This is a genomic window from uncultured Tateyamaria sp., from assembly GCF_947503385.1.
Lineage (GTDB): Bacteria > Pseudomonadota > Alphaproteobacteria > Rhodobacterales > Rhodobacteraceae > Tateyamaria.
In genome coordinates, this window is the sequence record NZ_CANNDO010000015.1 from 26906 (window position 1) to 37446 (window position 10541).

Below are 10541 nucleotides of genomic sequence, written 5' to 3' on the forward strand. Positions count from 1 at the left end.
TCAGCGTGCCATCGGGGTAAAATTTGCCGCAAAGAAGCGGTGCCAGTTGTCGCCCATCAGGCCTGCGACCTCCGCTTTGGAAAAGCCGACGGCGCGCAATTCTTTCTCGATATTGCCAAAGTCGCGGTTGTCGCGGAACCAGTCCGGCATGGGCGGAAATCCGGGCGCTGTGGCGCTGCCCTCGCCATAGTCGATTTCCTTGGACCAGCGGCCCACGCGCATCCATTCCACAACGCTGTCGGGCTGATCCTGACACAGGTCGGACCCGATGCCGAAATGTTCAGCCCCGAACCGCTCTGCCGCCATGGCGACCATCTCGCAAAAGGACCGGACGGTGCAGGCGCTCTTGTCCTTGAGGTGATGCGGATACAACGAGAAACCCATCATGCCGCCGTTTTCGACCACGGCGCGCACCACATCGTCGCGCTTGTTGCGCAGGGCGGGCTGCCATGCGTGCAGATTGGCGTGGGTGATCGTGATGGGCCGGTCCGAGATATCCGCCGCCTCGATGGTCGAACGGTCCGCCGAATGGCTCATATCCACCACAAGGCCCACGCGGTTCATCTCTTTGATGACCTGTTTGCCCATGCGGGTGATGCCGGGGTCTTCGGCCTCGTAACAGCCCGTCGCCAGCAGCGACTGGTTGTTATAGCTCAGCTGCATGAACCGCGCGCCCAGCTTGTGCAGCACCTCGACCAGCCCGATATCGTCTTCGATGGGCGACGGATTCTGAAAGCCAAAGAAGATCGCGGTGCGCCCTGTCTCGCGTGCGCGGGCCACGTCGCTGGCCCATTCCCCGTGAAAGATCAGATCGGGATAGTGTTCAAACCAGCGGTTCCACGCCTCGATGTTCAGCACCGTTTCGCGGAAATTCTCGTGATAGGCGATGGTGACATGAACCGCATCCACCCCGCCCTCGCGCATCTGGCGGAAAATCTTTTCCGACCAGTTTGCATATTGCAGACAGTCGATGCGGTAGGTCATGCGGGCATTCCGGCGCTGATATAGGCGGTCTTGACCGTGGTGTAGAATTCCGCAGCCGCGCGCCCCTGTTCGCGGGGCCCATAAGAGCTGTCGCCACGCCCGCCAAAGGGCACGTGGTAATCCGTGCCTGCCGTGGGCAGGTTCACCGTCACAACCCCGGTGCGGGCGTTGCGCCGGAAATGCGTCGCCCGCGCAAGGTTCTGCGTCACAATCCCCGAGGTCAGCCCGAAATGCGTGTCGTTCACGACGCTCAGCGCTTCGTCATAGCTGTCCACACGGATCACAGAGGTGAGCGGCGCGAACATCTCTTCGCGGTTGATGCGCATCGCGTTGGTGGTGTTCAGGAACACGCCGGGGCTCATGTAATACCCGTCATGCGGCATATCGAGACGGACGCCACCACAGGCCAGCTCTGCGCCTTCGGATTTGCCCAGATCGACATAGGCGAGGTTTTCGGCCAGTTGCTGTTCGCTGACCACCGGGCCCATCTGCACGCCCGCGTCCAGCGCGTGGCCCACCGTCATCGCCCGCGCGCCTGCCACCAGTTTTTCGACAAAGGCGTCGTGGATGGCGGCATGAACCACCAGCCGCGAAGACGCCGTGCATTTCTGGCCCGACCCGCCAAATGCCCCGCCCAAGGCCAGCGTGACCGCCAGATCAAGGTCGGCATCATCCATCACCGCAAGCGCGTTCTTGGACCCCATCTCGGCCTGGATCTTGGTAAAGTTCTGCACCGCCGCCGCCGCGATGCCACGGCCCACCGGCACCGACCCGGTAAAGGATATCGCGTCAATCATCGGGCTTTCGACCAGCCGCTGGCCGATGGTGCCGCCTTCCCCCATCACGAGGCTGAACAAACCCTTGGGGATGTCCCGCCGGTCGATGATCTCGGCAAGCGCCACGGCGGATGCGGGTGTCATATTGGCCGGTTTCCACACCACCGCGTTGCCATAGCACAGCGCGGGCGCGATTTTCCACGATGCGGTGGCAGTCGGGAAATTCCACGGGCTGATGATCGCCACCGTGCCGACCGGTTCGCGGCGCACGTCAATCTCGACCCCCGGGCGCACACTGTCGGCGTTTTCGCCCAACTGGCGCAGGCATTCCGCCGCGTAATAGGTAAAGAACTGGCCCGCGCGGTATACCTCGCCCTTGCCCTCGGCCAGCGGCTTGCCCTCCTCGCGCGACAGCAGCGTGCCCAGTTCCTCGGCCCGCGCCATCATCTCGGTGCCGATCGCCATCAGCACCGCCTGCTTGCGCTCCATCCCGTAGGCCGCCCATTCGGCCTGTGCCACCCGCGCCTGTTCCAGCGTGGCGTCCAGTTGCGCCGCGTCAGCCTGCGCGAACATGCCCACCAGATCGCTCAGGTCCGACGGGTTGCGGTTTTCAATCTCGGACGCGCCGGTCTGCCACGTGCCTGCTATCAGGTTCTTTTTCACTTCGCTCATGGTCGCGCCCTCGAATCTGGTCTGAATATGGGGGAGTGTTGACACGCCCAACCGCTTCACTCAAACTTATTTCTCTGAAGGTAAATTCAGGATTTCTGAAATGGCGATCAAGCTGGAAATGTTCCGCTGCCTGTCTGCGGTCGCCCGCACCGGCACCTTGCGCGATGGTGCGGAACTGGTGTCGAAAACGCCGTCTGCCGTGTCCATGACCCTGAAACAGCTCGAAGAGCATATCGGCCAGCCACTGTTTGAAAAGGACCGCAAGAACAAGCTGACCTCGGTGGGTGCCTTTGTCCTCGAACAGGCGGAGCGGGAGCTTCAGCATTTTGACCGCACCCTGCGCACCATTCAGGATTTCGCGGGCGCGCGGCAGGGGCATGTGCGTCTGGCCGTGGTGCCATCGGTCGCGGGTGCGGTCATGCCCCGGTTTTACGCCACGCATATGGAGGCGCTGGAAAACCTGCACCTTGAGGTCCGCGACATGGACAGCGCGTCGGTGCTACAGGAACTGTTCTGGGACCGGGTCGATATCGGCATCGCCACGGTGGGGGACAGGGGCATGGGGCTGGACAGCACGCCGCTGCTCACGGACCGGTTCGGGATTGTCGCGCGCCCGGATCATCCCATTGCCCACGGGTCCGGTCCGGTTGACTGGACGGCGGTGCAAGGCGTGCGCCTGATCGCAAACAACCTGTCAGCTGCAATTGCGCATCCCGTGTCGCAGGACCTGCACCGGCAAAGCAATCTGTCCGCGCACAACCTTACATCCATGCTGGCCATGGTGCGCGCCGGGATCGGCGTGACGATCCTGCCCGAAATGGCCGTGGGTGCGCCGGTGCTGGATGATCTGGTGTTCCGCGCCCTGAACGACCCGGACGCGGTGCGGCGCGTCCAGTTGCTGCGCAAAACCACCGCGCCGGGGTCCCCGGCAGAGGATCTTGTGGCAAACGGCATCCTCGCCACCGCGCGTCAGATCACGGCAGAGCGGCACCGGGGTGACAGGCCCTAGGTTCAGATAAAATTACATAATCAGGATTATAACGACTTTGGTAGCGTGCTCACTGCATCTTGTTTCGCAGCAATAGTGACGCTATATTATGGCAACATCACTGGGATGGAGCATAATATGCAATTGGCACAGATGTCGGACAATGGGCTGTTCCAGCCCCGCCACATCGCGGCGACGCTGCGCACCTCAACCGAAGAGGTGGGCCAGACCGTTGGTTTGGGCAAGGACGCCGTGCAGCGGCGCGCGCGCATCGCCTCGGCCAAGACGCAGGCGCGCCTGCGCGCCCTTGTCGAAGTGTTGAACAAGGTGCAGCCGCGCTTTGGCTCTGACCTGATCGCCTATGCGTGGTTCCGGTCCGAGCCGCTGGCAGGCTTTGACGGACGCACCGCGATGCAACTGGTGCAGGACGGCAAGGCGCAACAGGTTCTCGAATATATCGATGCGGTGGACGCGGGCGTTTACAGCTGATGCTGCTGGCCAAAGGCCGATATCACGGCCAGCTTTACCGCGCGCTGAACCCCGTCTATGCCCGCGACCCCCTGTCGGGTGCCGGGGCGGCGCGCTATGGCGGGCGGTTCAACCCGGTGGGCCTGCCCGCGCTTTATACGGCGCTGACGCCTGCCACCGCCCTGCGCGAGGCCAACCAAGTGGGCGACCTGCAACCGACGGTGCTGGTCGCGTACCGTGCCGATATTGCCCCCCTGTTTGACACTCGGGACACGGCGGCACTGTCGGCCTATGGCGCCGATGCCGCGATGCTGGCCCATGCGGGCTGGCGCGCGGCGATGCTGGCCGGCGATGCCGTACCGACACAGGATATGGCGCGGGCGCTTATCGCGGATGGTTACGCCGGGCTGCTTGTGCGCAGCTTTGCCCGCGGGATGACGGAGGCGGATTTGAACGTGGTGCTGTGGCGCTGGACGTCCGATGCCAGCACGTTGCGTGTCATCGACGATGACGGGCGGCTGACGCGGATGTCGCTTTAGAACGACAGCGCGGCCACCAACACGGCCGCCACAGTGATCAAGAACAGCGTCAGCAACCTGCGGCCCCGCGCCTGACGTGCCTCACGCTCTGGTGCGGCGCGCTGCATCGCGCGGTTCACACGGGTCTCGTAATCGTCGGCATCATGCCGCAACCCTGCGATATGGGCCGCAGGGGGCCGCGTGTCCGATGTCTTTTGATAGGTCCGGTCGGGGGTCATCATCGTGATCTCCTCATTGGCTCAGTCACCGGGTCAACGCACATTCCGGCGCGCTTGTTCCGCCTGCGCGGAACCCGCGTGCGCCTTGGGGCGTTCACCCCGCACAGCCTTTGCAATGAGACCCCTGCCGTGCCTGACACATCCCGGATCGCGCCGTGCGCCTGATCTATTACCCCGACACGAATCCCGGCATTCTGCGCCGCGCGCAGGGGCGTGGGTTCACCTATCTTGCGCCCGATGGCAGCCGGATCAACGACGCGGATGAACGGCAGCGGCTCAAGGCGCTGGCCGTCCCGCCCGCCTATCGCGACGTCTGGATGGCCCCGATGCCCAACGCGCATCTGCTGGCCACCGGGCGTGACGCGCGGGGGCGCAAACAGTACCGCTATCACCCCGACTGGACCGCCGCGCGCGACCGGACCAAGTTTGACAAGCTGGCCGAGGTCGGACACGCCCTGCCCCGCCTGCGCCGCTGGATCACCACCCATCTGGGCGGCACACCCGGCACGCAGAGCACGGCCATCGCCGCTGCACTGGCGCTGATCGACCGGGGCGCGCTGCGACCGGGCGACATTGCCTATACCGAGCAAAACGGCAGCCATGGCGCGCTCACGCTGGAGGATCGGCACCTAAGCACCGACGGTGCCCGCATCGCGCTACGCTATGTGGCCAAGGGTGGCACCAAAGTCGAAAAGCACCTGACAGGTGCGCGGCTGGCGCAGGTGCTGCACCGGTCAGCCGACCTGCCGGGGCCCCGGCTGTTTGACTATCGCGGGTCCGACGGGCGCATGGTGCCCCTGCGCGCTGAACATCTGTCAGAGGCGCTGGCCGATGTGGCCGGCGACACTCTGACACCCAAAAGCCTGCGCACATGGGCGGGCACCCTCGCCGCCTTTCGTGTGGCGCGCGACAAGGGCGACGAGGTGCGGATCAAGGATATGGCCGACGCCGCCGCAGAGCGGCTGCACAACACGCCCACCATTGCGCGCAACAGCTACGTGCATCCGCAGGTGATTGCACTGGCCGATGGCGGGGCCGCGCGCGCCGCCGGGCTGGACGACGATGGCCTCGCCGAATTCCGGCAGGGCGAGGCGGCTTTGCTGCGCTTTCTGGGTTAGGCCAGCCGCAGGGCGCCGCCCTGCACCGGCGTCAAGCCGGTGCGCGACAGACACCACAGCGCCGCCGCGACGGTCAGCACATTGGCCGCCACCGCCGCCCCAAGGATACCGCCATAGCCAAAGGCGGTCACGCCGATCCACGCGCCCGGCACGTAGATCAGGCTGATCCGCCCAAGGCCCAGACCCATGGAATACAGTGGCTTGGACCGTGCGTTCATCGCCGCATTGGCCGTCACCAGCATTCCGTAGCCAAAAAGGCTCCAGCCCACGACGCGCAGATACGACGCGGCATAGGTCAGCGCATCGCTGCCCTGATCGGCAAAAAGGCCTGCGATCGGCTCTGCGAGCAGGGCCAGCACCGCGCCCACCGCCAGCCCGTAGCCAAGGCACAGCGCCCACGCCACCGCCACACCGCGCCGCGCGCGGTCCTGCTGTTCGGCGCCCCAGTTCTGGCCCACGACCGGCCCGATCCCCGCAGACAGCGCCAACAGCGGCACCAGCGCCACTGTCTGCACCCGCGTCGCCGCGCCAAAGCCTGCGACAGCCGCGTCGCCCAATGTGGCAACGGCGGCCGTGACCAGCGCCATGCCCGCCGGGTTGATCGCGTTGGAAAAGGCAGCAGGCGCGCCGACCAGCACAACTTCGCGCACCGACCCGACCAACCCCTTAAATGGTGACAGGCACAGCGACAGATACCCCCGGCGCACCGCGTAGATGACTGCCGCCAGCACCGCGACCAGCCGCCCGATCAACGTGGCCGTGGCGGCCCCCGCCGTGCCCATGCCTTCGATCCCGGCCCAGCCAAAGATCAGCACCGGATTCAACCCGATGGCAAAGATTGCGGACAGGATCATGATTGCCGCCGACGCGGCCCCGTCCCCATGCGCCCGGAACACCGCGTTCAGCGCCATGGACCCCACAAGAAACGGAAAGGACACCGCCCAGATGGGCGCAAATGCCATCGCCTCGCCCAAGGCCCCCTCCCCTGCCCCCATGATCGCGAACAGGTCCCGCGCCGTGAGCGCAAAGACAATCGCAACGGCCACCGCCAACGCCACGCCCAGCCCCATGGAATGGAGCGCCAGCCGCTGCACGGCCCTGTCGTCATCCTCGCGGCCCAAGGCCTGCGAAATCACCGCATTGGCCCCGGCGGACAGACCAATGGCCAGCGATGTGATCGCCGCCGTGACCGGGTAGACAAATCCGACCGCCGCCAGCGGCTCCGGTCCCAGTTGCCCCAGAAAATACGCATCGGCCAACCCGACGCTGACCACCGCCAGCACGCCAAATGTCATGGGGGCGGACACCGCCATCAGGGCCTTCCACACCGGCCCGTCCGTCAGGTTGCGATCGGTCATGGTGCGGTGCTCCGTCTGTGGTCGTGTCGGGATAAACGCGGGCGGTCCGGCGCTGCGAACAGCGCGCCCGCGCGACAAGGGTCTGTCAGACAACACGCCGCAGCGGCCAATGGTTCCGCCCTGCCCCAACAAAAATTCCGCACACGCGCGATGGAACGAATGCCCCTGCCCCCGCGTTACCCACGCAGCCGTTCACTGAAAGGAGCGAGACCATGTCAGCACCTGACACAAACATCGAAAAGCAGCACCGCCGCCACTACCCCGCCCTCTACGGCATTGGCGCCGTGCTGGTCGCCGTACTGGCCTTTATCTTTCTGGCTCCGGCTGCACCGGACGACGATGCAACCCCGCCAACCGTGACCACCACAGTGTCCGAATAACCCTGTAAAGGAGACAGCTTATGGAACTTTCGATCCTGCCCATCCTCTTTGGTCTGACCGCCGCCGCCGTGCTCGTTTGGGCACTGATGAGCAAGCGCGCCACCGAAAACCGGATGGAAGACCCCGACGCGCCGAAATCAACCCTGGCCGAGGATGCGCCCAACCGCTGACGTCCCATTCCCTGCCAGCCATACAGCGCCGCGCCCGTCCCCCGGGCGCGGCGCTTTTTGTGTCAGCCCTTTACCTCGGGTTGGATCTGCGCCCATGCCAGCAGGGTAAAAATCACCGTACCGCCGATGATATTGCCCGCCAGCACCGGTAGGAAAAAGCCAAAGACCGCCTGCCCCAGCCCCAACTCACCCTGCACCATCAAATAGGCCATCTCGACCGAACCGGCGACGATATGGGTGAAATCGCCAAGCGCGATCAGCCATGTGAACAAAAAGATCAATGCCACGGCATTGCCGTTGGCCGTGGGCATCATCCACACCAGCGCCGCAATCAGCACGCCCGCCGGGATGCCACGCATCAGCCCCTCCATCGCGGGCATTCCGGTGGCGTGGCGGCTAAGATCACCGAACGCCGCCGCCACATCTGCCGACAGAACCGGCCCATAGGCAAAGAATGTCGCCACCGCGAACGCGCCCACGACATTGGCGACCAGAACGATGCTCCACAATTGTACGGTGCGCACCAGACAGGCGCGCGACCGCTCCACCAGCACCGGGGCCACTGTGGTAATCGTGTTTTCCGTAAACAGCTGCATCCGCCCGAGGATCACCAGCATAAAGCCCAGCGTGTAGCCCATATTCTCGACCACATACCGCCAGTCGGCATCTGGCAGTGACGACCGCAACAGCGCCTCGCCCAGCACGGAAAACGAAATGAGGATGCCCGCCGCGATGCCTGAAAACCACAGCGCGCGGTCCGGGCGCTCCAGTTCTTCCTCGCCATTGCGGCGGATCGCTTCAAAGATCAGCTTGGGCGACAGCGGGGCGACGTCTTCGACCGCCTTGGCCTCGGTCGGATCGTCGATAAGATCGCCGTCCTGCGACCCGGTGTTGATGTTGGACATGTCCGTCTCCGGTAATGGGCGCGCGCGCGCGATAAGTGACAACGAACGGTAGCGTCCTTTCGTTCCCGGACCATCGCAAAAGAGTGCCGACCGTTTTTTCTGCACTGCCGCGGAACCATTTGCGCAATACCGCGTTAACCCGGCAGTTCAAACGACGGAGACAGCGACATGGATGGCGACACCCGCCCCAGCATCAAGGACGACGCGGCCTACGAGGCCATGCGTGCTGACGGCTATTCCAAAGAGGTCGCGGCCCGCATCGCCAACGCACAGGCATCCGACAACGTGGATGCCTCTGGCACGAGATATGAAAACCGGACCAAGGACGCGCTGTATGCGCTGGCGCAAGAACGCGACATCGAAGGCCGGTCCAGCATGGACAAGGCCGAACTGATCGAGGCGCTGCGCGCCCAAAGGAGCGCGTCATGAGCCTGCAAACCGGAGATCGCGTGGAATGGACGTGGGGCAATGGCACCGCGACCGGCAAAATCACACAGATCTACACAGAGAAGGTGACCAAGACCCTCAAAGGGACCGAAGTCACCCGAAACGCCACTGACGACGATCCCGCCTACCTCATCGAGCAGGATGACGGTGATCGCGTTCTCAAGAGCGGCTCGGAAATCGACGCCGCATAACCAAGACCACGAAGGAGAATTATCATGGGTATCGAAGTTGCCGGCATTGGCGGTCTGATCCTGCTTATCCTCAACATCTGGGCAATCGTGTCCATCATCGGTTCGGGCGCGAGCACGGGCGGCAAGGTCCTGTGGGTCCTGCTGGTCCTGATCCTGCCGCTGATCGGCTTTATCGCGTGGCTGATCGCCGGTCCCCGTGGTGGCGCCCGCGCCGCCGTCTGATCCACGCTTTTGTTATGCGCGTAACCTGCCAGTCGCGCGTTTAGGAATCGGCCCGCCCCTTCCCTCGAGGCGGGCCGATTTTTTTGTGCCGATTCGCGAGCGTCGCGGTGCCCGCAGGGTGCTGCGCGGTCAAAACAGTCTCTAACACGCCCGTTTTGCCCGGATCCGCGCCGTTACAGAAACCCACGCCTTTTCAGCAGCTTAGCGCATCCGTGGGCCTGACCCCTGTCACCCTACCAGATGTTGCGGTATGCTCCAGCACGGACCACAAGCGTAGAATTGTGGACAAATCGACCCGCCTCCGGTTAAGTAACGCTAAACAGTGCTTTGGCGAAACAAAGCGTTACACCAATGAGGCGGATTGTGGCAGACCCCCTGTTGATCAATGAACGCGTGCGCGCGCGCGCCGATACGCTTGGCGCGGCGCTGGATGCGCATATGTTTGCATCCTTTGCACCGGACGCGCGCAAAGCGCTGCGCCGCTTCTCCGCCGGAGAGGTGGCAGAGCTTTTGGGCATCTCCACCAGCTTTCTGCGGAAACTGCATTTTGACGGCAAAGCCCCTGATGTAGAGACGACTGGCGGCGGGCGCCGCCAGTATTCCGCTGACGATATACTGGCCCTGCGGGAGATCCTCGACAGTGGCAAAACCCATGCCTATCTGCCCGGCCGCCGGGCGGGCGAGAAATTGCAGGTGCTGTCCTTTCTGAACTTCAAGGGCGGGTCGGGCAAGACAACTTCGACCATCCACACCGCACAACGCCTCGCCCTCAAGGGCTACCGCGTTCTGTGCGTCGACGTGGACCCGCAAGCGTCGCTCACGGTGCTGTTTGGCTACCGGCCCGAATATGACTTTCTCGAACAGGGCACGCTGTATGACGCGATCCGGTACGACGACCCCCTGCCCTTGTCAGCCGTCATTCAGGACACGTTCTTTCCCGGCATCGACCTCGCCCCGGCGGGCCTGTTGTTGCAGGAATTCGAACACGAAACCCCCCGCGCGCTGATCGACAATGTCCAACCCCCCTTTTATGCCCGCATGGCCGCAGCCCTCGGCGAAGTCGAAGACCAGTATGACGTGGTCCTGTTCGACTGCCCGCCACAGC

15 protein-coding genes are annotated in these 10541 nt (G+C 64.1%); 10 read left to right on the forward strand and 5 right to left on the reverse strand.

What is annotated here, in order from left to right; all coding sequences use genetic code 11:
- The gene (locus tag Q1A85_RS22320; protein WP_299695093.1) at positions 1-984 is read right to left on the reverse strand and encodes a membrane dipeptidase; all 984 of its coding nucleotides are present in this window, start codon (positions 982-984) and stop codon (positions 1-3) included.
- Positions 981-2432, reverse strand: a complete 1452-nt coding sequence (locus Q1A85_RS22325; protein WP_299695096.1) for an aldehyde dehydrogenase family protein — start codon at positions 2430-2432, stop codon at positions 981-983. The genes Q1A85_RS22320 and Q1A85_RS22325 overlap by 4 nt, the downstream gene beginning before the upstream one ends.
- A gap of 100 nt (positions 2433-2532) precedes the next feature.
- Here Q1A85_RS22325 and Q1A85_RS22330 point away from each other — a divergent pair, with 100 nt between their 5' ends.
- The 3 genes from Q1A85_RS22330 to Q1A85_RS22340 all read left to right on the forward strand — a co-directional run bounded on the left by Q1A85_RS22330 (position 2533) and on the right by Q1A85_RS22340 (position 4427).
- The gene (locus Q1A85_RS22330; protein WP_299695099.1) at positions 2533-3441 is read left to right on the forward strand and encodes a LysR substrate-binding domain-containing protein; all 909 of its coding nucleotides are present in this window, start codon (positions 2533-2535) and stop codon (positions 3439-3441) included.
- A 117-nt stretch (positions 3442-3558) separates the two neighbouring features.
- Positions 3559-3909: an MbcA/ParS/Xre antitoxin family protein gene (locus Q1A85_RS22335; protein ID WP_299695102.1), complete on the forward strand. Its 351-nt coding sequence runs from the start codon at positions 3559-3561 to the stop codon at positions 3907-3909.
- Positions 3909-4427: an RES family NAD+ phosphorylase gene (locus Q1A85_RS22340; protein WP_299695105.1), complete on the forward strand. Its 519-nt coding sequence runs from the start codon at positions 3909-3911 to the stop codon at positions 4425-4427. Before Q1A85_RS22335 ends, Q1A85_RS22340 begins: the two co-directional genes overlap by 1 nt.
- Here the strand turns inward: Q1A85_RS22340 and Q1A85_RS22345 are convergent.
- Entirely contained in the window at positions 4424-4648 is a 225-nt protein-coding gene (locus Q1A85_RS22345; protein WP_299695108.1) for a hypothetical protein, read from the reverse strand. The two genes, Q1A85_RS22340 and Q1A85_RS22345, sit on opposite strands and share 4 nt — an antisense overlap.
- A gap of 152 nt (positions 4649-4800) precedes the next feature.
- Between Q1A85_RS22345 and Q1A85_RS22350 the strand changes: the two genes are divergently transcribed.
- The gene (locus tag Q1A85_RS22350) at positions 4801-5763 is read left to right on the forward strand and encodes a DNA topoisomerase IB (protein ID WP_299695111.1); all 963 of its coding nucleotides are present in this window, start codon (positions 4801-4803) and stop codon (positions 5761-5763) included.
- Here the strand turns inward: Q1A85_RS22350 and Q1A85_RS22355 are convergent.
- Complete coding sequence (locus Q1A85_RS22355) at positions 5760-7121, reverse strand: MATE family efflux transporter (protein WP_299695114.1); 1362 nt, start codon at positions 7119-7121, stop codon at positions 5760-5762. The genes Q1A85_RS22350 and Q1A85_RS22355 overlap by 4 nt on opposite strands.
- A 212-nt stretch (positions 7122-7333) precedes the next feature.
- Here Q1A85_RS22355 and Q1A85_RS22360 point away from each other — a divergent pair, with 212 nt between their 5' ends.
- Positions 7334-7501 carry a hypothetical protein gene (locus Q1A85_RS22360; RefSeq protein WP_299695117.1) on the forward strand — a complete coding sequence of 56 codons (168 nt, stop codon included), beginning with the start codon at positions 7334-7336 and terminating at the stop codon, positions 7499-7501.
- Positions 7502-7521: 20 nt separating this feature from the next.
- Positions 7522-7671 (forward strand): hypothetical protein, encoded by a 150-nt coding sequence (locus Q1A85_RS22365; RefSeq protein ID WP_299695119.1) that lies wholly within the window; start codon positions 7522-7524, stop codon positions 7669-7671.
- Between the two features lie 62 nt (positions 7672-7733).
- Here the strand turns inward: Q1A85_RS22365 and Q1A85_RS22370 are convergent, their stop codons facing one another.
- Positions 7734-8576, reverse strand: coding sequence for a formate/nitrite transporter family protein (locus Q1A85_RS22370; RefSeq protein WP_299695122.1), 843 nt, complete (start codon positions 8574-8576; stop codon positions 7734-7736).
- Positions 8577-8744: 168 nt separating this feature from the next.
- On the opposite strand from Q1A85_RS22370, the gene Q1A85_RS22375 reads away from it, so the two are divergent.
- The 4 genes from Q1A85_RS22375 to Q1A85_RS22390 form a co-directional block, all read left to right on the forward strand.
- The gene (locus Q1A85_RS22375) at positions 8745-9005 is read left to right on the forward strand and encodes a Rho termination factor N-terminal domain-containing protein (protein WP_299695125.1); all 261 of its coding nucleotides are present in this window, start codon (positions 8745-8747) and stop codon (positions 9003-9005) included.
- Positions 9002-9214 carry a DUF2945 domain-containing protein gene (locus tag Q1A85_RS22380; RefSeq protein WP_299695127.1) on the forward strand — a complete coding sequence of 71 codons (213 nt, stop codon included), beginning with the start codon at positions 9002-9004 and terminating at the stop codon, positions 9212-9214. Before Q1A85_RS22375 ends, Q1A85_RS22380 begins: the two co-directional genes overlap by 4 nt.
- A gap of 24 nt (positions 9215-9238) precedes the next feature.
- Positions 9239-9436, forward strand: a complete 198-nt coding sequence (locus Q1A85_RS22385; RefSeq protein WP_299695130.1) for a PLDc N-terminal domain-containing protein — start codon at positions 9239-9241, stop codon at positions 9434-9436.
- Between the two features lie 363 nt (positions 9437-9799).
- The coding region (locus tag Q1A85_RS22390) for an AAA family ATPase (protein WP_299695133.1) at positions 9800-10541 on the forward strand (742 nt) is incomplete at its 3' end.